Below are 23,108 nucleotides of genomic sequence, written 5' to 3' on the forward strand. Positions count from 1 at the left end.
CCGATGATCGTCGCGGACCGGGTGTGCAAGAACTTCGGTGCGTTGCAGGTCCTCAAGGGCGTCTCGCTCGAGGTCGGCCGCGGTGAAGTGCTGTGCGTGATCGGGCCGTCCGGCTCCGGCAAGTCCACTTTCCTGCGCTGCATCAACCACCTCGAGCAGGTGAACGCGGGCAGGCTGTACGTCGACGGCGAGCTGGTGGGCTACCAGGAGAAGAACGGCAAGCTCTACGAACTGCATCCGCGGGAGGCGGCCAAGCAGCGCCGCGAGATCGGCATGGTGTTCCAGCACTTCAACCTGTTCCCGCACCGGACGGCGCTGGAGAACGTCATCGAGGCGCCCACGCAGGTCAAGAAGATCCGCAAGGCGGAGGCGGTGACCAGAGCGCGGGAATTGCTGGCCCGGGTCGGCTTGGCCGAGAAGGCGAACGCCTACCCGGCGCAGTTGTCCGGCGGCCAGCAACAGCGGGTCGCCATCGCCCGCGCGCTGGCCATGGACCCGAAGCTCATGCTGTTCGACGAGCCCACCTCCGCGCTGGACCCGGAGCTGGTCGGCGAGGTGCTCACCGTGATGCGGGAACTCGCCGAGTCGGGCATGACGATGGTCGTGGTCACCCACGAGATGGGTTTCGCGCGGGAGGTCGCCGACCAGTTGGTCTTCATGGACGGCGGCGTGGTCGTGGAGGCGGGGCCGCCTCGCGAGCTGCTGGCGAACCCGCGGCATGAGCGGACCAAGGCCTTTCTTTCGCGGCTGCTCTGAACCGGGCGCAGCGCACCCCGGCCCGCCGCCGAGCAGGCAGCCCATCACGCCCACCGAGGGGACGACGAACCGGCGCCAGCCGGTACCCGGCCGCCGCTTCGACCGGCGCGCCGCGCGTGCAACCGCTGGGAAGCGGTTGGGCGCGGCCCGCCTCGCCGGATCGGTTCCGACGCGGCCGGGTCGCTTGTCCGCCTACCCGTTTGCCCGCAAGGCAGGGCCGGTGTGCGCGGTCCGGCTCGGTGAGTCGATACGGACAGCCAGATCGCTCGTCGCCTCAGGTGGCCGCGCGCAAGGCGATTCGCAGCTGGCCGAGTAGCACTTTCGCCGCCGGGCTGCCGGGGCGGTCGGTGCGCCAGGCCAGCGCGAGACGCCCATGCAGGTCGGGCTCGATGATCCGCACGGTCCGCACCCCGAAGGCCGCGGACTCCTCGGCGGTGAGCGCCGGCACCACGGCGACGCCGAGGCCGCGCGCGGCCAGTCGCAGCAGCAGCGGGGGTGCGGCCGCCTCGTAGGCGATGGCCGGTTCGAATCCCGCCGCGGCGCAAGCCCGCTGGAACACGCCGCGGATGCCGGTGCCAAGGGAAAGGCAGATCAGCGGATGCTCACGCAGCGCGGTGAGCGGGATCTGCGCGTCGAAGCCGGGGGCCGCCGCCGGGACCGCGGCCACCACCGCCGTCTCCAGCACCACGTCGATGCCGATGCCGGGATCCAATTCCGCACCGGTCAGTCCGATCAGCGCGATATCCAACTCGCCCCGGCCGAGGGCGGCGAGCATCCGCTCGGAGGTGTCCTCGGTGAGACTGATGCCGACCTGCGGATGGTCGTGGTGGAAATCGGCGAGTACGGCGGCGACATCGAATTCCTCGACCGCCGCGCCCGAGATGAGGCCGACCCGGACCTGTCCGCGCAGCAGGCCGGTGAACTCGTCCACCGTCCGGGTGATCCGCTCGGCAGTGGCCAGCGCCGTCTCCGCGTGTTCCAGCACGGCGGCGCCGACCTCGGTGAGCGTCACGGTGCGCCCGCCGCGGTCGAGCAGCGGCTGGCCGAGTTCGCGTTCCAATTGCCGGATCTGCGCGCTGAGCCCAGGCTGGGCCAGATGCAGCCGGGCCGCGGCGCGGGTGAAGCTCCCCTCGTGCGCGACCGTGACGAAGTAGCGAAGCTGGCGCAATTCCATAACTATTTATTCTAGATCCCAGAAGAACTATCTGTTTTACTTCTTCTGCGCGGTAGAGCATCGTCGGAGTCATGGGAAACAACGCCGCACAGACCATCGACATCGACGCCTTCACCGGCTCGATCTTCCGTCCGGGCGAACCGCACTATGACGAGGAGATCGCCGGTTTCCAGACCGCCTACACACACCGGCCCGCGCTGATCGTCGGCGCGGTGCATGCCGAGGACGTGCGCGCCGCGGTGGAATACGCCGCACGCCACGATCTTCCGATCGCCGTGCAGGCCACCGGGCACGGGCTGTCGGTCGCGGCCGACGGGGGAGTGCTCATCAGCACCCGCCGGATGACGCGCATCCGGATCGATCCGGCGAGCCGGACGGCACGCATCGGCGCGGGTGTGCGCGCGGGCGCGTTGGTCGAAGCGGCGGCCGTGCACGGGCTGGCGCCGCTGAACGGGTCGTCGCCCTCGGTCGGTGTGGTGGGCTACCTGCTCGGCGGCGGGGTCGGGCTGCTCGCCCGGCGGTTCGGATATGCCGCCGAGCACGTGCGGGGGATCGAGCTGGTCACCGCCGACGGCCGGGTGCGCACGCTGACGCCGGGCGACGAGCTGTTCGGCGCCGTGTTGGGCAGCGGAGGCAATTTCGGTGTCGTCACGGCGCTGGAGGTCGATCTGGTTCCGCTCACCGAGGTGTACGGCGGACAGCTGGTGTTCGACACACCGCTGGTCGAACGAGCGCTGGACGCGTGGCGGCGGTGGACCGTGACCGTGCCGGACGAGCTGACCTCGACGGTCACCATGCTCGCCTTCCCGGATATCCCGCAGGTGCCCGCGCCGCTGCGCGGACGGTACGTCGCCTCCATCCGGATCGCCTTCACCGGCTCGGCCGAGGAGGGCGAGCGCCTGGTCGCGCCGCTGCGCGCGGTCGGCGACCGGTTGAAAGACGACCTGCGCGCGATGCCCTACACCGAGTCGCACACCATCCACAGCGACCCCGACCGTCCGCACGCCTACGCCGCCACCAACGCGCTGCTCGGTGCGTTCACCGAAGACGCGGCCGCGGCACTGCTGGCCGCCGCCGGTCCGGAGTCCGGCGCGGGGGCGGTCATCGACGTCCGTCATCTCGGCGGGGCGCTGGCTCGTCCTGGCAGCGCCGGAATCGCGGTGGACCATCGCGCGGCCGAGTACATCGTGCGGATCATCACCGGACCCGAAGACGCCGCGGCCCAGGCCGGGATCCGTGCCGCGCTGGCGCCGTGGACTCTGGGGCACAGCCTGAACTTTCTCTACGGCGCGGGCGGCGAAGCCGACGAGGCGCAGACCCGCGCGGGCTATCGGCCCGAGACCTACGCGCGGCTGGCCGCGCTCAAGGCGAAGCACGACCCGCGCAACCTGTTCCGTTTCAACCGCAATATCCGGCCCGCCCGCTGACGCCCGTCTCGCTGTCGCGCTCTGGCCTGCGCGACGGCGGGATGCTATCTTCGTGATATCACTCTGATATTGGGAGGATGTCATGCAGTTTCGCTCCGCGTTCCGCGTCAACGGCTTTCTGGTGCTGATGGGCTGGTTGGTGCTCACGGTGGTGTCCGGTGCCGCCGCGGCGCTCGGTTTCGTGGCGGGAGCCAAGGACGGCAACGCGCTCGCCATCGGCGGCGCGGTGGCCGCGACAGTTGTCGTGGTGGTCCTGCTGTTGCTCGCGACCGGCCTGACCGTGGTGAACCCGAACGAGGCCAAGGTGGTCCAGTTCTTCGGCCGCTACATCGGCTCGGTGAGCGAGCCGGGGTTCTTCTCGGTACTCCCGTTGACCGACCGCAAGAGCATCTCGCTGCGCGTGCGCAACTTCGAGACCCAGAAGCTCAAGGTCAACGACGCCGACGGCAACCCGGTGGAGATCGCTGCCGTGGTGGTCTACCGGGTGGTGGACAGCTTCAAGGCCGCCTTCGCCGTCGACGACTACGAGGAGTACGTCGAGACCCAGTCCGAGGCGGCGGTCCGCCATCTGGCCACCACGCACCCGTACGACGCGCACGACGACGAACGGACCAGCCTGCGCGACGGCGCCGAGATCGCCGAGGAACTCACCGTCGAACTGCGGGAGCGCACCGAGATGGCGGGCATCGAGGTGCTGGAGGCCAGGATCACCCACCTCGCCTACGCGCCCGAGATCGCCCAAGCCATGCTGGTTCGCCAGCAGGCCGCCCAGGTGGTCGCCGCGCGCACCCGGATCGTCGAGGGCGCGGTCGGCATGGTCGGCCTCGCGCTGGAGCGGCTCGCCCAGCAGGGCATGGTGGAGCTGGACGAGGAGCGAAAGGCGGCGATGGTGTCGAATCTGCTCGTTGTGCTGTGCGGTGATCGTCCGACCCAGCCCGTCGTCAACGCCGGTTCGCTCTACTCCTGAGGCGGCGGCCCGTGGCTGAGCGCAAGAAACTGCTGCTACGCCTGGACCCGGCCGTCCACGACGCCATCGCGAAGTGGGCGGCCGACGACCTGCGCAGTATCAACGCCCAGATCGAGTACGCGCTGCGGCTGGCACTGGAACAGGCCGGGCGCAAACCGAAAAGCGGCGACGGAACGGCGTCGGCCGGGGCGCCCGGGTGACGCGGCGGCACGGCGATTCCGCGACCTGTCGACGGTCTGGCACGCACGCATGCTCGGTCCGCGCCGAAATACCCGCGGTCGCGGCTGGTGCCCGGCATTCCCAGCGCGAAGACTGGTCATCAGCAACTTTCCAGCGGCCCGTACCGAAAGGGGAGTCCGATGACCACGACAGTGCACGTCGACAACACCGTGCGCGACTACGACACCTGGAAGACGATGTTCGACGGTTTGGAACAGTTCCGCGCCGAGGCCGGAGCCCGCACCTGCCGCGTGGAGCGATTCACGCACAACCCGAACCGGGTGCTCATCGACCTGGATTTCGACACCGCGGCGGCGGCCGAAGCCTTCCGGGACGAATTGCGCAAGATCACCGACAGTGCGCATGCCCAAGCGATGCTGGTCTCCCATGAGGTCTCCATCCTCGAGCTGGTCGACCAGCATCACCCGTCCTCGCTCACGGCTTCCTAGTCACGAAAATGGCGGTGCCGGGGAACAGCTCGCCGCGCAGCGGGCTCCACTGCCCCCATTCGCGGTCGAGCCATTCCGGCCACTCCGGCTCGACGATGTCCTCCACGATCAGTCCCGCCGCGACGATCTCCCGCACCCGGTCCCCGATGGTTCGGTGGTGCTCGACGTAGGTGGGCACGCCCGCGGCGTCCACCTCGGCATAGGGGGTGCGGTCGAAGTACGGGATGGTGGCGGTCAGACCGGCCGGGCCGGGATCGTCCGGGAAGATCCAGCGCATCGGGTGATTCACCGAGAACACCCAGCGCCCGCCCGCCCGCAACACTCGGGCCACCTCCCGCATGACGAGCGCCGAGTCGGCGACGAACGGCACCGCGCCGAACGCCGAACAAGCCAGATCGAACGACGCGTCGGCAAACGGAAGCGCCTCGGCGTCCGCCTGCACCAGCGGTACCCGCGGGCCTCCGCGGGCCATCACGGCCTGCCCGCGCTCCAGCATCCCGCGCGACAGGTCCAGCCCCACCGGCCGCGCGCCCTGCCCGGCCAGCCAGCGCGCGCACGGCGCCGAGCCACAGCCGATCTCCAGGACCACTTTGCCCGCGACGTCACCGAGGAAACGCATGTCGCCCTCGTGCAGGCCCTCCGGGCACCACACGAACTCGCCGCCGGGGGAATCCACGCCGAGGAACTCCGCGTGCGTCTCGTGGTACTGGGCGGCGTCGGCATCCCACCAGCGTCGGCTGGCCAGCCGGCTGGCCGGTGATCCGATCCGGGCACGGGTCGTGCCCGCCGTTCCGAGCAGTGCGTTTGCTTGCGCATGGCGATCTTCCGACACGCCGATCAGACTATCGGCGTGGCGGCCGGACCGGTTTGCCCGGCCGGACCAAGGTCGCGTACGCTGAACGCGCGAGTGTCTTCCGTACAGCCGTACCGGAGTTCAACCCGTGCTGAGTTTCACGCGCGTTGCGTGCGGTACGTTCCTAAGTGTCCGTCTTCACACCTCGCGGTGAGATCGCAGCGTACCGAAAGTTCCAATGTCCGCAACCGACCACAATCCGTCCGGAGCAAACCGACATATGCCCACCACCGTCACCTCGCCGCAGGTAGCCGTCAACGACATCGGCTCCGCCGAGGATTTCCTCGCCGCCATCGACGCCACGATCAAGTACTTCAACGACGGCGACATCGTCGAAGGAACCATCGTCAAGGTCGATCGTGACGAGGTCCTGCTCGACATCGGTTACAAGACCGAAGGCGTCATCCCCTCCCGCGAACTCTCCATCAAGCACGATGTCGATCCCAACGAGGTCGTTTCCGTGGGCGATGAGGTCGAGGCGCTTGTTCTCACCAAGGAGGACAAGGAAGGCCGCCTGATCCTGTCGAAGAAGCGGGCGCAGTACGAGCGTGCGTGGGGCACCATCGAGGAGCTCAAGGAGAAGGACGAGGCCGTCAAGGGCACCGTCATCGAGGTCGTCAAGGGCGGCCTGATCCTCGACATCGGCCTGCGCGGCTTCCTGCCCGCCTCGCTCGTCGAGATGCGCCGGGTGCGCGATCTGCAGCCGTACGTCGGCAAGGAGATCGAAGCCAAGATCATCGAGCTGGACAAGAACCGCAACAACGTCGTGCTGTCGCGGCGCGCCTGGCTGGAGCAGACCCAGTCCGAGGTCCGCAGCGAGTTCCTGCACCAGCTGCAGAAGGGCCAGGTCCGCAAGGGTGTGGTCTCCTCGATCGTCAACTTCGGCGCGTTCGTCGACCTGGGCGGCGTGGACGGTCTGGTGCACGTCTCCGAGCTGTCCTGGAAGCACATCGACCACCCGTCCGAGGTTGTCGAGGTGGGCAACGAGGTCACCGTCGAGGTGCTCGACGTCGATCTGGACCGCGAGCGGGTCTCGCTGTCGCTCAAGGCGACCCAGGAAGACCCGTGGCGGCAGTTCGCCCGCACCCACGCGATCGGCCAGATCGTGCCGGGCAAGGTCACCAAGCTCGTTCCGTTCGGCGCGTTCGTTCGCGTCGAGGAGGGCATCGAGGGCCTGGTGCACATCTCCGAGCTGGCCGAGCGCCACGTCGAGGTCCCGGACCAGGTCGTCGCCGTCGGCGACGACGCGATGGTCAAGGTCATCGACATCGACCTGGAGCGTCGCCGGATCTCGCTGAGCCTCAAGCAGGCCAACGAGGACTACCACGCCGAGTTCGACCCGTCGAAGTACGGCATGGCCGACAGCTACGACGAGCAGGGCAACTACATCTTCCCCGAGGGCTTCGACCCCGAGACCAACGAGTGGCTCGAGGGCTTCGAGAAGCAGCGCGAGGAGTGGGAAGGCCGCTACGCCGAGGCGGAGCGTCGCCACAAGATGCACACCGCGCAGATGGAGAAGATGGCGGCCGACGCCGCGGCCGAGGCCGCGAACGGCGGCGGCGCGTCGAACTACTCCTCCGAGAGTGGTGCGCAGTCCTCCGCCAACCAGGCCGAGCCCGCCGGCGGTTCGCTCGCCAGCGACGCCCAGTTGGCGGCCCTGCGGGAGAAGCTCTCCGGCAACGCCTGATCGGCACTGACCGACGACTGTGCCCCAACCGGATTCCGGTTGGGGCACAGTCGTTTTCGATGAGCGTTTTCAGCGGCCCACGGTGTGCTCGTGCCGCGAGGGTTTCGTGGTACCGCGACGGACTTTCGGCGTTTCCGCGGGCGGTTGTGCCGCTTCCTGTGGCGCCACCATCTGAGCCGTGGTGAGCGCGACGACCTGGATCTGCTCGAGCCGCAACCCGAGCGTGGCCAGCCGGGCGATGACGCCCAGCCGATGCTCCGCCAATCCGGGGCGGATCACGAGTGGCTCGCGGTCCGGAGTGTGCAAGACGTACGACCGGCGTTCGGCGTCGAACCGCACCGGCACGCCGTCCCGGATGGCCCGGTAAGCGTCCAGATCCAGCGTGCTGTGCCTGACCGGGTCGATCATCAGCGACGCGATGAACTGCTCCGCCTGCCGCAGCCACGGCTCCTGCTCCGTCGGGTCCAAGTGCTCGACCCGCTGGGCGACGCGCCACCGATAATCCTCCGCCGCGCGGCGCAGCAGAGAACGGTGCCGCTCGATCTCCACCGCGAAGGCCACGAGCTTTTCGTGGTCCGCGGCGAGTCGGTCGGACGTCGAAGCATGGACGTCGGGCATAGTGCCCCCTATCTCTCGGGTTGCGGATTACTTTGCGTGGCAACCAGATCGACGTCCGACGCGTTCTATTGTGCCGGAGGGGTACGACAGAAATTCCGCTCAGTAGCCGACGGTGAAGCGGCGCTGGATGAATCGGGGGTGCTCGACTTCGTCGAGGAGGGCGACAGCCATGTCCTCCGCGGAGATGTCCGCGTCGCCGACGAGTAGTTGGTCGCCGCCGATGCGGAAGCGACCGGTGCGAGTGCCGGGATTGATCCGGCCCGACGACGGGCTCAGGTACGTCCAGTTGCGATTGGACAGGCGATAGACGTTCAAGGCATCGCGCAATGCGCGCACCACCTCGGCGTACTCCGCAGGTACGTCCAATACCTCGGTAAGGGTGCGGGTGAAATCGTCTCCGGTGTCGAGCAACTGCACCCCGGGGGCGACCTCCAGGCTGCCCGCACCGCCCACCGCGATCAGGCGCACCCGTGGCTGCTGGTTGAGCGCGGCGACCATCGCCTGCGCTCCGGCCACGAAATTGCCCGCGTTCGCGATGGTATCCGGGATGCCGTGTCCCGCGTTGACCGCGCTCACGACGACGTCGAGTCCCGCGATGGCGGCGGCGATGCTGTCGGCATTCAGCCAGTCGGCCACCGCCCATGTCGCCGGTCCCCGTTCGGCGGGGATCCGCGCGGCGTCGCGCGTGAAGGCGGTGACCCGATGTCCCCGTTGCAGTGCCTCGGTGACGACACGCGAACCGATGACGCCGGTGGCCCCGAAAACCCCGATATCCACGAACACTCCTACACATAGTTCAGTTACTACACGCCGTTCAGTTACGACACGGCTGATAGTAGCGAAACGCTGTAGAGTGTCAACCGTGGCCGAGATCGTGAGAAGTCGCCGGGAACGTCTGCGCGCGCAGACCCTGGAGGACATCAAGACGATCGCGATGCGTCTGCTGGCCGAAGGGGGCCCCGACGCGATCTCCTTGCGCGCCATCGCACGCGAGATGGGAATGACGGCGGGCGCCGTCTACGGCTACTACGCCACCCGCGACGACCTGATCTCCACGCTCATCTCGGACGTCTACACCGCATTGGTCGACCGCCTCGAAGCGGCGCGCGACGCTGTGCCCGCCGGAGACCCGGCCGGACGCATCGTGGCTTGGGGAGAAGCGGTGCGCGACTGGGCGATCGAGCGCCCCGCCGAATTCCGGCTCATCTACGGCGACCCGGTGCCGGGGTATCAGCCGCCACCCGGCGGCCCCGCCGCGGCCGCCGAATTGCGCGCCTGCACCGGCTTGGTGGGGCTTGCGGCGGCTGCCTGGCCGCGCGCCGCGCAGCGGCAGGCCATCGGTGAGTGTGCCTGGTCGGACTTCGACGCGGACCTGACCGAGCACGTTCGATCCGAATTTCCGTCCCTGCCTCCGGACGCGCTCGCTCTCGCATTGCGCATGTGGGGCCGGATGCACGGGCTGATCGCGCTCGAAGTGTACGGTCATCTGCACCCGCAATCACTAGCTCCCGCAAAGCTTTTCCGCGCCGAGATGCTGGACCTGGTCCGCTCACTAGGGCTGTAGGCTCCCGAATTCGACCGGCGACGCTCCGGTGCGCAATTCCGTGGCGGGTTTCTCGGGCTCATGCTCACGGCGCCGGCGATGCCACGACGTCCACAGAGTCGCGTTACCTCGTCGATGTCGGTGCCGGAGCGGTACCGGCTTTGGCTGTACTGCCCCCTCCGGCGAGGAGCGCGGCCGCCGCGAGGAATTACGGAGCTGACTTCGAAACACGAGGCGAAAGCCGTGCGTGCGAGCGCCTTCGGTGATGCCCCGCGACGTCCTTGACTCTGTATGTAACGATCCCTACAGTGGGCATATGGCGAAGAAGCCCAGTGCCGAGGTTGAGGACAAGCGTGCCGCACCGTCGAGGGAGCAATTTCTCGACGTGGCGGAACGGCTGATGAGCGAACGCGGATACGCGGGCACGTCGGTGTCGGCGATCTGCGCGGAAGTCGGCGTCGCGGCTACCTCGCTGTACTGGCATTTCGGCAGCAAGGAAGGGCTGCTGGCCGCGGTGATGGAGCGCGGAGCGGCGCGCTGGTTCGGCGCGCTGCCGCGCTGGGACGACCTCACGGGCGATGTCGACGAGCGTGCGGCGCAGCTGCGGCACCGCGGCGCGACCGCCGTCACCGGCCATCCGCTTTTCCTGCGGCTGTTCTACATGCTGGCGCTGGAGGGCGGTGCGGACGCGGCGGCCGTCGAGCTGGTTCAGCGGGTGCGCGAGCGCGCGCGCGGCTACTTCGGCGAGGCGATCGCCGGGATGCTCGCGGACGCGGCCGAACCCGAGATCGCGCGGCGAGCATCCGAAGAGCTGGCACGATTCGCCGTCGCGTTCTCCGACGGTTGTTTCTTCGCGACGCACCTCGAGCCCGGCGACACCGACTTGCAGACCATGTACGGCGATCTCCTCACGGCGCTGTCGGCGCTCGCGCCCGCCGCGATCGCGCGTGCCCACCTCACGAAAGACCTGACACCCCAGGAAAACTGATGACCATCGCGTTCGCGGGCAGACCGCAGGAATACACCGACCCGGCGCCGGCGCCGGTCAGCACCGAGTGCACCGCCTGGCACCTTCCGGTGACCGGCTCCAACCCACCCGAGCTGGACGGGCGCTACCTCCGCACCGGGCCCAACCCGCCGCCCGTGCCTGAGGACGGCCCTGATTACTGGTTCCTGCGTGACCGGATACCGCACGGCGTCGGCAGCCGAGCACCGTTCGTGCGGGAGTTGAGCGTGAGCGAGGCACCGGCATGAGTGACCAGCGCACCGTGCTGATCACCGGGGGCACAGGCAGCCTCGGCTATCGGACCGCCGAAGCGATTCTCCGCGCCGACCCGGATCAGGTCGTCGTCATCACCGGTCGCGGCGCTGACACGGTGAACGCGGCCGCGGCTCGGCTCGGTGACCGGGCCGTGGGAATGTCCCTCGATTTGGCGTCGCTGTCGGCTGTGCGTCGCTTCGCGCGCGGGTTCGGAGAGTTGGGGTTGCCGCCGCTGCACGCGATCGTCTGCAACGCGGGTACCCAGATCGTGTCGGGCACCGTGCGCACCGTCGATGGCATCGAGCAGACCTTCGCGGTCAACCACCTCGCGCATTTCCTGCTCGCTCGTGAACTGCTGCCCACACTGGCCACGCCGGGACGAATCGTCTTCGTCGCCAGTGACACTCACGACCCGGCGAAACCCACCGGCATGCCCCGGCCGGTCTATACGACGGCGTGGGACCTGGCCTATCCGGACGACTCCGAGGGGGTCGGTGCCGGCTCGGCCGGTCGCCGCCGGTACACCACCTCCAAACTCTGCAACGTTCTGGCGACCTACGAATTCGCCCGGCATCTCGACACCGGGACCATTCCGCCCACCGTTACCGTGAACGCTTTCGATCCGGGTCTCATGCCCGGTACCGGGCTCGGCCGGGATTATCGCGGAATCCAAGGCTGGGCCTGGCACTATCTACTTCCCGCGCTGACGATTATCCCGGGAATCAATGTGCATACCCCTCGCCGTTCGGCCGCCGCACTGGCTCGACTCGTGCTCGCACCCGAATTGGCCGATACGACCGGGCGATATTTCTCCGGTCGACGGGAGATCAAGTCCTCCGCCGAGTCCTATGACATCGCCAAAGGCGAGGATTTGTGGACAACCAGCGTGGAAATCGTGGAAAAGCGGTAATCCGCCGGGCTGACCGCACGAGCACCGATCGTGCAGTTGTACGCACACCACCGCGACGGCGGCAGGCAGCTGCTCGTGCGCTCCGGGGCCTCGCGCGGCGCGGGCCGCCGCGCACAGCAGAGTGGCCCAGCCTTGGCGAGAGGCTGGGCCACTTCGACATCGGGGGTTCAGCTGGCTGTTGCAGGTACCCAACGGACCACGGGTGTGGTCGAGCGCTTCCGCGTGGCGGCGAAACTGTGCCGCGCGGGACTGATGAACGCGGTGAACCAAGAGCGACGGTGCTCGGCGAGCGCCGCCGCCACAGCGGGGATCCGAATGCAGTGCACTCGCCCCGCCATACCCAGGCGGTGGCGACCCGTCTGGTTGATTCTGGTGCCCAATGTTGTTCCTTTGCTTTGCTGGTGTCGGCCTGGATCGCCACGGCGAAGATTAGCCGAACGAAAGTGCTCGCCAAAGTATTTTGCGCGAGTAATTGCCTCGGCGTGTCGGAAACTCGTCCGGTCGAACGGGAAACCTCCGTAATTGTTGCGAATCGGTCTCGGCGCAGTCACGGATCGGGCAAATGGCGGCAGGAGTGGTGGAATGGGCGGCCGCATTGGGTAATCGAGCTCATTGCTGTCCATGGGGCCGTGGCGTGCCGGGGCACCGCGCGGTACGCCTCCGGCGGAGGCTATCGGGGCGGCGCGGGCGAGGGCCGCAGCCGGATGCAAGACTGGTCGAATGTTACGAATCGGCCTCACCGGAGGCATGGGAGCGGGCAAGTCGACGGTCGCCCGGGTCCTCGCGGACCTCGGCGCGGTGGTCATCGACTCCGATCTGATCGCCAGGGAGGTGGTCGCGCCGGGCACGGAGGGTCTCGCGGCGCTGGTCGAGGCATTCGGTGCCGATATTCTCGCCGCGGACGGAACGCTCGACCGTCCCGTGTTGGCGGCCAAGGCATTCGGTGACGACGCCGCACGCGTGAAACTGAATTCGATTACCCACCCATTGGTCGGAAAGCGCACCGCGGAATTGATCGCCGCGGCACCGCCGGACGCTATTGTCGTGCAAGATATTCCGCTCTTGGTGGAGAACGGTCTCGCACCACTGATGAACCTCGTTCTCGTCGTGGATGTCGACGCCGAAACGCGCATCCGCCGCCTTGCCGAATTTCGCGGTATTGCGGAAGCCGATGCCCGAGCGCGTATTTCGGCGCAGGCCACCGACGAGCAACGCCGGGCCGTTGCCGACGTTTTGCTGGACAACAGCGGTGCGCCCGGCGAGGTCGAGGCCGAAGTGCGCACGCTGTGGACGCAGCGGCTGCTGCCGTTCGAGCACAACCTGCGGACCGGGACCACCGCACGACGCGGCGAGGTGCGGATCGTGCCTGCGAACCCGGACTGGCCCACACAGGCGCAGCGGCTGATCGCCCGGCTGTGGATGGCCTGCGGCGCCGCCGCGTCCCGGATCGACCACATCGGCTCGACCTCGGTGCCGGGGCTGCCCGCCAAGGACGTGATCGATCTGCAGATTACGGTCCCCGATCTGGCCGCTGCCGACGACCTGCGGGACGCGCTCGGCGCCGCGGGGTTCCCGGTCCGGCCGGAGACCACCCAGGACAATCCCAAGCCGACGCCGCAGGACCCGGCGGGTGTCGACACCGCGCTGTGGACCAAGCGATTCCACCAGAACGCCGACCCGGGCCGGTTGGCCAACGTGCACCTGCGGGCGCAGGGCTCGCCCGGTCAGCAGTACGCATTGCTGCTGCGCGACTGGCTGCGCGCCGACGCCGCCGCCCGCGCGGAATATGTCGCGGTGAAACACGAGGGCGAGGCCAAGGCCGCGGGGTTGACCGGTGTGGAGGCGACCTCGGCCTACCTCGCGGTCAAGGAGCCGTGGTTCGACGCCGCCTATCCGCGGGCCCTGGCTTGGCGGGACCGCTAGCGCCGGAGTGCTTACAGCCAGGTCAGGGTGATGTCCATGGACTCCATCCAGCCCTCGAAGGTGTGGCCGTTGGCGGCGATGCCGTCGATGGCGGCGGTCGCGTGCTGCACGGCGGCCTCGGCCTCGGCGAGGGTGACCAGTCCGGCGGCGTGCGCGGCGAACAGTTCATCCACGTCGAGCAGCTGGGTTTCGCGCGACGAGCGCACGACGATGTCGAGATAGTGGTCGACGGATTTCCACTTCTTCGGCGCGACCACGGTGAATTCCCCGACGTCGAGGTAGTAGTCCTGGTCGCGCCGATGGGTGGGGAGATAGTGGAAGACGGTCGCGCGGAGGAACAGCTTCGGCAGCAGCCAGGACTCGATGTAGTGGAACTGCGGATGATCCGAGGTGCGCGCCATGTACAGACCCCACGGCTCGACGTGGTACCGCTCGACCGGGCGCACGAAGCCTTTCGGGTCCGTATTGGTCAGGTCCGCGATATTGAAGTACTCGACTTTGGGCCGGTGCACGTCGACGGAAGGTGCCTGCGTCATGCATCAAGAATCTACCGCCGCCCCGGACGCGTCGAGCCGGGGCCGGTAATCGGCCGGCTACATCCAGGTGAGCGTGATGCCACGGGTGGCGAGCCAGTCCTCCACGCTGTGGTCGTGCGCCGCCAGTCCGTCCAGTACCGCGGTGGCACGTTCGAAGGCCCGATGCGCCTGCGCCGTCTCGACCAGCTCGGCGGCATGAGCTGCCAGCAACTCGTCGACGCCGAGGAGTTCGGCGGGGCGGCCGCGGCGCACGACGACGTCCAGGTAGTGGTCCACCGCTTTCCAGCGCTTGGGGCCGATCCGGCTGAACTTGCCGATGTCCAGGCGATAACCAGGGTCCCGATGGTGTGCCGGGTTGCGTCGCGCGACCGTGACGCGTAGCGAGAGTTCGGGCAGCATCCAGGATTCGAGGTAGTGCGAATCCGGGCCGCCGACCGCGCGCGCCATGTACAGACCCCACGGTTCGACATGGAACCGTTCGACGGGCCGGACGAAGCCCTTGGCGTCGGTATTGGTGAGTTCGGCGAGATTGAAGTACTCGACCCTGGGCCGGTGGGGTGCCGGAGTGGCCGGCGGCCCGGGTGGTGCGGTCGCGGCGGCACCGGCCATAGCGGGAACCATCGCGCGGAGATCTCTGGCGACGTATCCGGCGAGGCCGGTTACGGCGGGCGCGGCGACGAGCAATGGAATCAGTCCGCTCATGACTGCGCCTCGCTGCGCTCGGCTGCGTCATGCGCGGTGCGCGATGTGTTGATGATTCGCTCGCTCATGGTTCATCCTTCAACATCCGAACAACCACGTCAGGTTACACCCGGGGCAAGGCGTTGGCGGGGTTCCGGATAAAGTGTTCTCGAACACGAAACATATTGCAGTAACGGACATTTCGGACACGTAACCGAATGCGCCGAGTGCAAAGGCGACAGCTGTGAGAACCGCTCGACGGCGTCATCGGATCGGGCGGATCGCCGTCGGCGGAATCTGTCGGTGGCTGGGCCTAGGCTGGTGAGCATGGCATTCGCAACCGAGATTCCGGCGGAGGGCTACGAGGACAGGGCCGCCGAGCAGCCGCTCGCGCGCTCGGAGTTCCGCCCGGTCGGCGAGATCCAACGCGTCGGCGGCCGGTTCGAGGTGGTCAGCGAACATCAGCCGGCCGGTGACCAGCCCGCCGCCATCGATGACCTGGAGCGCAGGATCAAGGCGGGGGAGCGCGACGTGGTGCTGCTCGGCGCCACCGGTACCGGCAAATCGGCCACCACGGCCTGGCTGATCGAGCGGCTGCAGCGGCCGACTCTGATGATGGCGCCGAACAAGACGCTGGCCGCCCAGTTGGCCAACGAACTGCGCGAGATGCTGCCGAACAACGCCGTCGAGTACTTCGTCTCCTACTACGACTACTACCAACCCGAGGCGTACATCGCCCAGACCGACACCTACATCGAGAAGGACAGCTCGATCAACGACGACGTCGAGCGGCTGCGCCATTCGGCGACCTCGAGCCTGCTGTCCCGGCGCGATGTGGTGGTGGTCGCGTCGGTGTCGTGCATCTACGGCCTCGGCACGCCGCAGTCGTATCTCGACCGGTCGGTGCAGTTGCAGGTGGGCACCGAGATCGACCGGGACGCGCTGCTGCGGCTGCTGGTCGACGTGCAGTACACCCGCAACGACATGGCGTTCACCCGCGGCTCGTTCCGGGTGCGCGGCGACACCGTGGAGATCATTCCGTCCTACGAGGAACTCGCGGTCCGCATCGAGTTCTTCGGTGACGAGATCGATGCGCTGTACTACCTGCACCCGCTCACCGGCGACGTGGTCCGCCAGGTCGACACGCTGCGGATCTTCCCGGCCACCCACTACGTGGCCGGGCCGGAGCGGATGGAGCGCGCGGTGCACGACATCGAGGCCGAGCTCGAGGAGCGGCTTGCCGAACTGGAGCGCCGGGGCAAACTGCTCGAGGCGCAGCGCCTGCGCATGCGCACCCAGTACGACCTGGAGATGATCCGGCAGGTCGGATTCTGCTCCGGCATCGAGAACTATTCGCGCCACATCGACGGGCGCCCGGCCGGTTCGGCTCCCGCCACCCTGCTGGACTACTTCCCGGAGGATTTCCTGCTCGTCATCGACGAGTCCCACAACACCGTGCCGCAGATCGGCGGCATGTACGAGGGCGACATGTCCCGTAAGCGCAACCTGGTGGAGTACGGGTTCCGCCTGCCGTCCGCGGTGGACAACCGGCCGCTCACCTGGGAAGAGTTCGCCGACCGCATCGGCCAGACGGTCTATCTGTCGGCCACGCCCGGCCCGTACGAGCTCGGGCAGACCGGCGGCGAGGTGGTCGAGCAGGTCATCCGGCCGACCGGCTTGGTCGATCCCAAGGTCGTGGTGAAACCGACCAAGGGCCAGATCGACGACCTGATCCACGAGATCCGCGAACGCACCGAGCGCGACGAACGGGTACTGGTCACCACGCTCACGAAGAAGATGGCCGAGGATCTCACCGACTATCTGCTCGGGCTCGGGATCCGGGTGCGCTATCTGCACTCGGAGATCGACACCTTGCGCCGCGTCGAGTTGCTGCGACAGCTGCGGCTCGGCGAATACGACGTGTTGGTGGGCATCAACCTGCTGCGCGAGGGCCTCGACCTGCCCGAGGTGTCGCTGGTGGCGATCCTCGACGCGGACAAGGAGGGGTTCCTGCGCAGCACCACGGCGCTGATCCAGACGATCGGACGCGCCGCGCGCAACGTCTCCGGCGAAGTGCACATGTACGCGGACAAGATCACCGACTCCATGCGGTATGCCATCGACGAGACCGAACGCCGCCGGGCGAAGCAGGTCGCCTACAACGAGGAGATGGGCATCGATCCGAAGCCGTTGCGCAAGAAGATCGCCGACATCCTCGACCAGGTGTACCGGGAGGCCGACGAGACCGAGGTGGAGGTCGGCGGCTCCGGCCGCAATGTCAGCCGCGGCAGGCGTGCCCAGGGCGAGCCGGGCCGGGCGGTCAGCGCGGGTGTGTACGAGGGCCGCGACGTCAAGTCGATGCCGCGTGCCGAACTCGCCGATCTCGTCAAAGAGCTCACCGATCAGATGATGAACGCGGCCAGGGAGTTGCAGTTCGAACTCGCCGGCCGGTTGCGCGACGAGATCGCCGACCTGAAGAAGGAATTGCGCGGCATGGACGCCGCCGGATTGAGTTGAGTCGCACTGTGTTCTCTGCGGCGGCGCTCGCGCGCCGTCCTCGGTGCGGCGGCTCGCTGTGCTCGGGCGGCTTCGTACGGTGCGTCGTCGCCAGGTCGTCACCGTGCTGAGCGTCGGAGACCGGCGTACCCTGGCGGCGCTGCCGCATGACGTGGACTTGGCGTCGAGTTCGGCGTTCGACGCTCTGCCTCCGCGGACCGGGCGCTGCGCAGCCGCGGAGGCAGCGGGACTGTCAGGCCTGGGTGGCCATCCATTCGTTGACGCGGCGCTCGGCTTCCTCGCGCGAAACGTCCTCGACCTTGGTGAGCACCGCCCAGCGGTGGCCGAACGGATCGATGATCACGCCGTAGCGATCGCCGGTCACGAAGGTCTGCGGTTCCTCGGCGCTGCGGGCGCCGTGCTCGACCGCGCGCCGCACGACCGCGTCGACATCGGGGCAGTAGTGCACGATCGAGGTGTGCACCCACTCACCGTTCGGGGCGAGCACGCCGTTGTCCGGGATCGGCATCCCCAATTGCAGGGTCGAGTCGCCGATCTTCAGTTCCGCATGCGCGGGCTGACCGTCGGGCAGGTCGTTGCGGCTGAGCACTTCGGCTCCGAAGACGGCGGTGTAGAAATCAATGGCTTTGTTGCCGTCACCGACAGCGAGAAAGCAGGTGATCGAGTGGTAGCCGTCGGCGATGGGATTCACTGTGTTCGTCATGACCACAACTTTTGTCGATCGTGGTCGGCGGGTCTTGTAAGAAAGCGACACCGTGCGCGGTAACGCCGAATCCGCCGAGCCACAGCCTTCGCGCAATCCCTTGGTGCCCACCGACACCAAAGGCATTCTGCATCCGGCCGAGCAGGCCCAACATCGCTCGTTGCTTCGCTTGCCGCCGAGCAATGCGGTGGACCGCTACGTCGAGTGGTACTGGGCGGTGCGCTGGGATCTGCACGGCAGGCCGCCGTATCGCGCCGAGGTGCTGTCCTATCCGAGCGTGAACGTCACCTTCGAACGATCCGCCACGCGTACCGGTGGATTCGTCAACGGTGTGCGCACCACCAAATTCATTCGCGAACTCAGCGGGGGCGGGGAGACATTCGGTATCCGCTTCCGGGCGGGCGGTTTCGGGGCGTTCACCGGGCTCGACGTGGGTTCGTTTCGCGACCGCGTCGTGGCCATCACCGACGTCATGCCCGACGCGGCCGGTTTGACCGAGCGGGTGCTCGACGCACCCACCGACGAACGGCGCCGCGCTGTCGTCGAGGAGTACCTCACGGGCAGGCCTGCGGTCGACGACCCGACCTACCGGCTCGTGCTGCGCATCGTCGACGCCATGGCCACCGACCAGGAGTTGACCAGGGTCGACCAGATCGCCGACCGCTTCGGTGTGCCCGCTCGCACGCTGCAGCGCGTGTTCCGCCGATACGTCGGGGCTGGCCCGAAATGGGTGCTGCGGCGTTATCGGTTGCAGGACGGAGCCGATCTGCTGGCCAAGGGCCGGACCGAAGATCTCGCCGCGCTGGCCGCGGAGCTGGGCTATTTCGACCAGGCGCACTTCTCGCGTGAGTTCACCGCGGAAGTGGGTATGGCTCCGCTGGAATATGCCAAGTATTCGCTACGGTCCCGCGACGAGGTAACCGCAAAGGTCATGCCGACCACGAGGTAGTTGCTGGACAGTCGACGAGGAGCCGCACATGGATGTAGTGGTGTTGATCGGGCGGGTGCTGTTCGTGATGCTTTTCCTGAGTTCCGCGCTCGGGCACTTCACCCAGACCGAGGCGATGACGGGATACACGGAGAGCCGGGGCGTGCCCATGCCGAAGTACGCCGTGCTCGCCTCGGGTGTGCTGCTGGCGCTCGGCGGTCTGAGTGTGTTGCTCGGCGTGTGGGCCGATCTCGGGTCGCTGCTGCTGGTGGTCATGGTGCTGCCGACCGCCTTCCTGATGCACGGATTCTGGAAGGAGACCGACCCGCAAGCCAGGCAGCAGGAGATGATCCAGTTCAACAAGGATCTCGCCCTGGCCGGCGCCGCCCTGATGCTGTTCGCGTTCTTCGCGCACGTGGACGAACTCGGATTGACCATCACCGGGCCGCTTTTCAACCTCTAGCCCGGTCGGCGCGCTAATATTGCACGTTCTTTTATCGCGGGAAGAGGAAGACATGGACATCATCGGTGCGATTCTCGGCATATTCTGGGCCAACTATCGGCCGTGGCCGTAGCGGCACGGTAGCCCAGGCTCGATCGGCCCGTCCCGGTGCGTGATTCACGCGGCCGGGGCGGGCCGATCCGCGTGTGATGTACCTGGCTCTGTGACGAATATCCCAGGGCCGCAATCCCGTTCGATTCCGTTGTGGCACATCACAGGTTTACTGCGCCGGAATTGGGTCGGTGCTGGTTGCTCGGGCCCTTTCCGGCATTCTCCGGCGAATCCGTGGCGGGAATCGTTAACACCCGAAGTGTGATGTCTTGCGATTTCGGAAATTTCCGCTTCGTTTGCCGCTATGGTCGACCCCAGTCGCCGCGCCGATGCCCCGACCTGGCCGGGAGACCCCGCGCGCGGCACCCGACCCACCGCATAGTTGGAGGAGAGAATGACCGCCTACCGGACCATTGTCGTCGGTACCGATGGCTCGGACTCGTCGTATGTCGCCGTCGAGAAGGCCGGCGCTCTGGCCGGCTTCTCCGGCGCGACGCTGGTCGTGGCCTGCGCGTACTACCCGACCGACGATCGCGATGTCGCCATCGCCGCCGATGTCCTCAAAGAGGAGGCCTACCAGGTGCGCGGTTCCGCGCCGACCAACGAGATCCTGCGCATCGCGCGCGACAAGGCCATCGCGGCGGGCGCGGCCGACATCATCGAGCGCGCCGTGGTCGGCGAGCCGGTGGAGTCGCTGCTGTCGCTGGTCAAGGAGGTCGAGGCTGACCTGTTGGTGGTCGGCAACCGTGGTCTGAACACGCTGACCGGCCGGCTGCTCGGTTCGGTGCCGTCCGACGTGGCGCGCAAGTCGCGCTCGGACGTGCTGATCGTGCACACCGTGCGCTGAGCTGATCGGCCTACGGGAGTCCTCCACCCCGCTCTACACCGAGGACCAGGCTCCGTGTTCATCGCGAAGCATCATGCGACACGGGGCCTTTCGTCGTCCGCGGGCCCTGTTATCAGCGCAGCCGGTCGAGCACCTCCGGCAACTCGGCGCTGTGCACCACACCCAGCCGCTGGGTCGCGCGGGTGAGTGCGACGTAGAGATCGTTGAGCCCGCGCGGCGATTCGTCGAGAATGCTCTGCGGCTCGACCAAGTACACCGCGTCGAACTCCAGGCCCTTCACCTCGTGCACGGTCAGCACCCGCACCGACTCGCCCGCGAGGTCGCCCAGCCGCGCCACCAGCGCGTGCGGCGCGATCACCGCCGTGGTGCCGGGGCCGGTCTCGGCGGCGACGAGCTGAGCGACCCGCGCGTGCACGTCGCCGGGAGCGACCCGGTAAGCGCGGGGCGCGACGCCGGTCTCACGGACCGACCGCGGCGCGGACACGGTGGTATCGATCGCGGCGAGGACGTCGGCCGCGACGTCCATGATTTCGGCGGGGGTGCGGTAGTTGACGGTAAGCTCGGTGAGCTTCCACCGGGTGGCGACGTAGGGTTCCAGCATCCGCTGCCATGAGGACGTGCCCGCGGGGTCGCCGGTCTGCGCGACGTCGCCGACCACGGTGACCCACCGGTTCGGGATGCGTCGCATCACCATGCGCCAGGCCATCTCCGACAATTCCTGCGCCTCGTCCACGATGACGTGCCCGTAGGTCCAGGAGCGGTCGCCCGCGGCGCGCTCCGCGGTGGTCTGCCGGGTGCGCACGTCCTGGCGTTCGGCAAGCTGGCTCGCGTCGATCAGGTCGTAGGCCATGAGGATCTCGGGGTCGAGCTCGTCTTCGAGATCCTGCGGTGCGGAGCCGGTCAGGATATCCAGCGCGTCCTGCGCCTCGGCGAGCTGCGCGCGCCAGCGGCGACGGGCGCGCTCGCGCTCCTCGGTGTCGTCCACGCCGAGCAATTCGGCGAGTTCGTCCAGCAGCGGCGCGTCGGCGGCGCTGAACTCGCCGTTGTCCGGGCGCAGCAGTTCGGCGCGGTCGGCCGGGTCCAGCGAACGCGCGGCCCGGTCCAGCCGCTTCGGGTCGGCGAGCAGGTCGGCGAGGACGTCCTGCGGCGACAGAATCGGCCACAGCTCGCTGATGGCGCCCTGGATCTGCGGGTCGGCGCGCATCTCGTCGCTGATCTCGGTGAGGTCGGCCGAACTGAGCAGGCTGGGACCACCGGAGAGGTCGGCGCCCATGGTGCGCGCGAGCTGGTCGGTCAGCGCGTCGATCACCGAGGCGGCGAAGATCGGCCGGGCCAGGTTGTGCGGGCGGCGCGAGGACCGCGCGCGGCCACGAGCCTTGGTGACGATCTTCCGGTCCAGCACGACCGGATATCCGTCGAAGCTCAGCCGGATCGGTTCGGCGGGCACCTCCTGACGGTCGCGCACCGCCTGCTTGAGCACGTCGAGTATCGCCAGCGAACCCTTGATCTCGCCCGCGCGCAGCGAGTCCTCGCGGGTCGCCCGCACGCCCGGGTAGAGGTTGCCGACGGTGGACAGCAGGACTCCTGTCTCGCCGAGGGACGGGAGCACTTGGCCGATGTAGTCCAGGAAGGTGGCGTTCGGCCCGATGATCAGCACGCCGCTCTTGGCCAGCTGCTGGCGGTAGGTGTAGAGCAGATAGGCGGCGCGATGCAGCGCGACGGCGGTCTTGCCGGTGCCCGGCCCGCCCTGCACGACGAGCACGCTCTTGTGCTCGGAGCGGATGATGGCGTCCTGCTCGTGCTGGATCGTCTCGACGATGTCGTTCATGTGGCCGGTGCGGGCGGCGTTGAGCGCGGCCAGCAGCGCGCTTTCGCTGCCGACACCGCCGTCGCCCGCGGCGACGCCGGCCCGGCGCGCGGCCTCCAGATCGAGGTATTCGTCGTTGATCGCGGTCACCGTGCGGTTACGCGAGCGGATGTGCCTGCGGCGGGTGACGCCGTCCGGGGCCGCGGTGGTGGCCAGGTAGAACGGCCGGGCCAGCGGGGCGCGCCAGTCCAACAGCAGGCTCTCGTAGTCGTCCTTTTCGTCCAGGATGCCGAGCCTGCCGATGTAGCGGTACTCCTCCTGGTCACCGTCGATGTCGATGCGGCCGAAGCACAGCCCATGTTCGGCGGCGTCGTATTTCGCCAGGTCCTCGGTGTAGAGGTGGGTGAAGGACTCCCGTTCGCTGCGGGCCTGCGGGGTGCCGCCGGTCTCCAGCAGCACCGTGCGCAGCCGGTTGCGCGCGTAGGCGCGCATCTCGTCCAGCCGGTCGTACAGCACCGACAGGTAGGCCTGTTCCTGTTCGGTCTCGCGGGTCCGCTCGGGGGTGCCGGAATGGGCGGCACGGTCCTGAGTGAGGTCGGGCAAAACGGAACTCCTTGTCACCGCGAAGAGCCGCGAGCACGCTACCCGGCCGGGCAGGTGAACGCTCGGAAAGCAGAGTTGTCGAGTCTACTGGGGTTGCGGAGGGCTCGCCGTAGTCGCAGGTGACACCCATGACGGCGAGCCGGCGG

Annotated in this window: 22 protein-coding genes and 1 pseudogene; 15 read left to right on the plus strand and 8 right to left on the minus strand. The window is 68.0% G+C overall.

Annotated features, from left to right (window positions below; translation table 11 throughout):
• Positions 1-3: 3 nt before the first annotated feature.
• A complete protein-coding gene (locus tag AB0M45_RS13250) occupies positions 4-756 on the plus strand; it encodes an amino acid ABC transporter ATP-binding protein (protein WP_364327393.1) in 753 nt (250 codons plus the stop codon).
• A 274-nt stretch (positions 757-1,030) separates the two neighbouring features.
• On the opposite strand, the gene AB0M45_RS13255 is transcribed toward AB0M45_RS13250, so the two are convergent.
• On the minus strand, positions 1,031-1,930 hold the full coding sequence (locus AB0M45_RS13255) for a LysR family transcriptional regulator (RefSeq protein WP_364327101.1): 900 nt from the start codon (positions 1,928-1,930) through the stop codon (positions 1,031-1,033).
• A 71-nt stretch (positions 1,931-2,001) separates the two neighbouring features.
• On the opposite strand from AB0M45_RS13255, the gene AB0M45_RS13260 reads away from it, so the two are divergent.
• From AB0M45_RS13260 to AB0M45_RS13275, 4 genes are all read left to right on the plus strand, one after another.
• A complete protein-coding gene (locus tag AB0M45_RS13260) occupies positions 2,002-3,357 on the plus strand; it encodes an FAD-binding oxidoreductase (RefSeq protein ID WP_364327105.1) in 1,356 nt (451 codons plus the stop codon).
• An 82-nt stretch (positions 3,358-3,439) separates the two neighbouring features.
• Positions 3,440-4,324: an SPFH domain-containing protein gene (locus AB0M45_RS13265; RefSeq protein ID WP_364327108.1), complete on the plus strand. Its 885-nt coding sequence runs from the start codon at positions 3,440-3,442 to the stop codon at positions 4,322-4,324.
• An 11-nt stretch (positions 4,325-4,335) separates the two neighbouring features.
• Complete coding sequence (locus tag AB0M45_RS13270) at positions 4,336-4,524, plus strand: hypothetical protein (protein ID WP_364327111.1); 189 nt, start codon at positions 4,336-4,338, stop codon at positions 4,522-4,524.
• A 159-nt stretch (positions 4,525-4,683) separates the two neighbouring features.
• Complete coding sequence (locus tag AB0M45_RS13275; RefSeq protein WP_364327114.1) at positions 4,684-4,992, plus strand: hypothetical protein; 309 nt, start codon at positions 4,684-4,686, stop codon at positions 4,990-4,992.
• Here AB0M45_RS13275 and AB0M45_RS13280 read toward each other — a convergent pair.
• Entirely contained in the window at positions 4,979-5,824 is an 846-nt protein-coding gene (locus tag AB0M45_RS13280; protein ID WP_364327117.1) for a class I SAM-dependent methyltransferase, read from the minus strand. The two genes, AB0M45_RS13275 and AB0M45_RS13280, sit on opposite strands and share 14 nt — an antisense overlap.
• A gap of 241 nt (positions 5,825-6,065) precedes the next feature.
• Here AB0M45_RS13280 and rpsA point away from each other — a divergent pair, with 241 nt between their 5' ends.
• Complete coding sequence (rpsA, locus tag AB0M45_RS13285) at positions 6,066-7,532, plus strand: 30S ribosomal protein S1 (RefSeq protein ID WP_195131197.1); 1,467 nt, start codon at positions 6,066-6,068, stop codon at positions 7,530-7,532.
• A gap of 69 nt (positions 7,533-7,601) precedes the next feature.
• Here rpsA and AB0M45_RS13290 read toward each other — a convergent pair whose 3' ends face one another.
• Complete coding sequence (locus AB0M45_RS13290) at positions 7,602-8,150, minus strand: hypothetical protein (RefSeq protein ID WP_364327122.1); 549 nt, start codon at positions 8,148-8,150, stop codon at positions 7,602-7,604.
• A gap of 99 nt (positions 8,151-8,249) precedes the next feature.
• Positions 8,250-8,927: an NAD(P)H-binding protein gene (locus AB0M45_RS13295; protein ID WP_364327125.1), complete on the minus strand. Its 678-nt coding sequence runs from the start codon at positions 8,925-8,927 to the stop codon at positions 8,250-8,252.
• Between the two features lie 85 nt (positions 8,928-9,012).
• Between AB0M45_RS13295 and AB0M45_RS13300 the strand changes: the two genes are divergently transcribed.
• The 5 genes and pseudogenes from AB0M45_RS13300 to coaE all read left to right on the plus strand — a co-directional run bounded on the left by AB0M45_RS13300 (position 9,013) and on the right by coaE (position 13,787).
• Positions 9,013-9,714, plus strand: coding sequence for a TetR/AcrR family transcriptional regulator (locus AB0M45_RS13300; protein WP_364327128.1), 702 nt, complete (start codon positions 9,013-9,015; stop codon positions 9,712-9,714).
• Positions 9,715-10,009: 295 nt separating this feature from the next.
• Complete coding sequence (locus tag AB0M45_RS13305; protein ID WP_364327131.1) at positions 10,010-10,681, plus strand: TetR/AcrR family transcriptional regulator; 672 nt, start codon at positions 10,010-10,012, stop codon at positions 10,679-10,681.
• A pseudogene (locus AB0M45_RS13310) lies at positions 10,681-10,830 on the plus strand (hypothetical protein); the annotation flags it as partial. The gene AB0M45_RS13305 and the pseudogene AB0M45_RS13310, both read left to right, overlap by 1 nt.
• 113 nt (positions 10,831-10,943) lie before the next feature.
• Positions 10,944-11,864, plus strand: coding sequence for an SDR family NAD(P)-dependent oxidoreductase (locus AB0M45_RS13315; protein WP_364327134.1), 921 nt, complete (start codon positions 10,944-10,946; stop codon positions 11,862-11,864).
• Between the two features lie 720 nt (positions 11,865-12,584).
• Entirely contained in the window at positions 12,585-13,787 is a 1,203-nt protein-coding gene (gene coaE, locus AB0M45_RS13320; protein ID WP_364327137.1) for a dephospho-CoA kinase, read from the plus strand.
• An 11-nt stretch (positions 13,788-13,798) separates the two neighbouring features.
• Here coaE and AB0M45_RS13325 read toward each other — a convergent pair whose 3' ends face one another.
• Both AB0M45_RS13325 and AB0M45_RS13330 read right to left on the minus strand, forming a co-directional pair.
• Positions 13,799-14,323 carry a DUF402 domain-containing protein gene (locus AB0M45_RS13325; RefSeq protein WP_364327140.1) on the minus strand — a complete coding sequence of 175 codons (525 nt, stop codon included), beginning with the start codon at positions 14,321-14,323 and terminating at the stop codon, positions 13,799-13,801.
• A gap of 57 nt (positions 14,324-14,380) precedes the next feature.
• A complete protein-coding gene (locus tag AB0M45_RS13330) occupies positions 14,381-15,025 on the minus strand; it encodes a DUF402 domain-containing protein (RefSeq protein WP_364327143.1) in 645 nt (214 codons plus the stop codon).
• 306 nt (positions 15,026-15,331) lie between these two features.
• On the opposite strand from AB0M45_RS13330, the gene uvrB reads away from it, so the two are divergent.
• Complete coding sequence (gene uvrB, locus AB0M45_RS13335; RefSeq protein ID WP_364327146.1) at positions 15,332-17,521, plus strand: excinuclease ABC subunit UvrB; 2,190 nt, start codon at positions 15,332-15,334, stop codon at positions 17,519-17,521.
• 232 nt (positions 17,522-17,753) lie between these two features.
• On the opposite strand, the gene AB0M45_RS13340 is transcribed toward uvrB, so the two are convergent.
• The gene (locus tag AB0M45_RS13340; RefSeq protein WP_364327149.1) at positions 17,754-18,224 is read right to left on the minus strand and encodes a VOC family protein; all 471 of its coding nucleotides are present in this window, start codon (positions 18,222-18,224) and stop codon (positions 17,754-17,756) included.
• A 52-nt stretch (positions 18,225-18,276) separates the two neighbouring features.
• Here AB0M45_RS13340 and AB0M45_RS13345 point away from each other — a divergent pair, with 52 nt between their 5' ends.
• From AB0M45_RS13345 to AB0M45_RS13355, 3 genes are all read left to right on the plus strand, one after another.
• Positions 18,277-19,173, plus strand: coding sequence for a helix-turn-helix domain-containing protein (locus tag AB0M45_RS13345; protein WP_364327152.1), 897 nt, complete (start codon positions 18,277-18,279; stop codon positions 19,171-19,173).
• Between the two features lie 28 nt (positions 19,174-19,201).
• Positions 19,202-19,615 (plus strand): DoxX family protein, encoded by a 414-nt coding sequence (locus tag AB0M45_RS13350; protein ID WP_364327155.1) that lies wholly within the window; start codon positions 19,202-19,204, stop codon positions 19,613-19,615.
• Positions 19,616-20,099: 484 nt separating this feature from the next.
• Positions 20,100-20,552, plus strand: a complete 453-nt coding sequence (locus AB0M45_RS13355) for a universal stress protein (RefSeq protein WP_364327158.1) — start codon at positions 20,100-20,102, stop codon at positions 20,550-20,552.
• Positions 20,553-20,664: 112 nt separating this feature from the next.
• Here the strand turns inward: AB0M45_RS13355 and AB0M45_RS13360 are convergent, their stop codons facing one another.
• On the minus strand, positions 20,665-22,962 hold the full coding sequence (locus AB0M45_RS13360) for an ATP-binding domain-containing protein (protein ID WP_364327161.1): 2,298 nt from the start codon (positions 22,960-22,962) through the stop codon (positions 20,665-20,667).
• Between the last annotated feature and the right edge of the window lie 146 nt (positions 22,963-23,108).

Source organism: Nocardia sp. NPDC051787 (assembly GCF_040681325.1).
Taxonomy (GTDB): Bacteria; Actinomycetota; Actinomycetes; order Mycobacteriales; family Mycobacteriaceae; genus Nocardia.

Bases quoted from the DNA above. Each gene is read 5' to 3' on its own strand.
- AB0M45_RS13290 (WP_364327122.1), bottom strand. From the start codon at position 8,150: ATGCCCGACGTCCATGCTTCGACGTCCGACCGACTCGCCGCGGACCAC.
- AB0M45_RS13275 (WP_364327114.1), top strand. From the start codon at position 4,684: ATGACCACGACAGTGCACGTCGACAACACCGTGCGCGACTACGACACC.
- AB0M45_RS13340 (WP_364327149.1), bottom strand. From the start codon at position 18,224: ATGACGAACACAGTGAATCCCATCGCCGACGGCTACCACTCGATCACC.
- AB0M45_RS13330 (WP_364327143.1), bottom strand. From the start codon at position 15,025: ATGAGCGGACTGATTCCATTGCTCGTCGCCGCGCCCGCCGTAACCGGC.
- coaE (WP_364327137.1), top strand. From the start codon at position 12,585: ATGTTACGAATCGGCCTCACCGGAGGCATGGGAGCGGGCAAGTCGACG.
- AB0M45_RS13325 (WP_364327140.1), bottom strand. From the start codon at position 14,323: ATGACGCAGGCACCTTCCGTCGACGTGCACCGGCCCAAAGTCGAGTAC.
- AB0M45_RS13355 (WP_364327158.1), top strand. From the start codon at position 20,100: ATGACCGCCTACCGGACCATTGTCGTCGGTACCGATGGCTCGGACTCG.
- AB0M45_RS13350 (WP_364327155.1), top strand. From the start codon at position 19,202: ATGGATGTAGTGGTGTTGATCGGGCGGGTGCTGTTCGTGATGCTTTTC.
- AB0M45_RS13250 (WP_364327393.1), top strand. From the start codon at position 4: ATGATCGTCGCGGACCGGGTGTGCAAGAACTTCGGTGCGTTGCAGGTC.
- AB0M45_RS13305 (WP_364327131.1), top strand. From the start codon at position 10,010: ATGGCGAAGAAGCCCAGTGCCGAGGTTGAGGACAAGCGTGCCGCACCG.
- AB0M45_RS13255 (WP_364327101.1), bottom strand. From the start codon at position 1,930: ATGGAATTGCGCCAGCTTCGCTACTTCGTCACGGTCGCGCACGAGGGG.
- rpsA (WP_195131197.1), top strand. From the start codon at position 6,066: ATGCCCACCACCGTCACCTCGCCGCAGGTAGCCGTCAACGACATCGGC.
- AB0M45_RS13315 (WP_364327134.1), top strand. From the start codon at position 10,944: ATGAGTGACCAGCGCACCGTGCTGATCACCGGGGGCACAGGCAGCCTC.
- uvrB (WP_364327146.1), top strand. From the start codon at position 15,332: ATGGCATTCGCAACCGAGATTCCGGCGGAGGGCTACGAGGACAGGGCC.
- AB0M45_RS13265 (WP_364327108.1), top strand. From the start codon at position 3,440: ATGCAGTTTCGCTCCGCGTTCCGCGTCAACGGCTTTCTGGTGCTGATG.
- AB0M45_RS13260 (WP_364327105.1), top strand. From the start codon at position 2,002: ATGGGAAACAACGCCGCACAGACCATCGACATCGACGCCTTCACCGGC.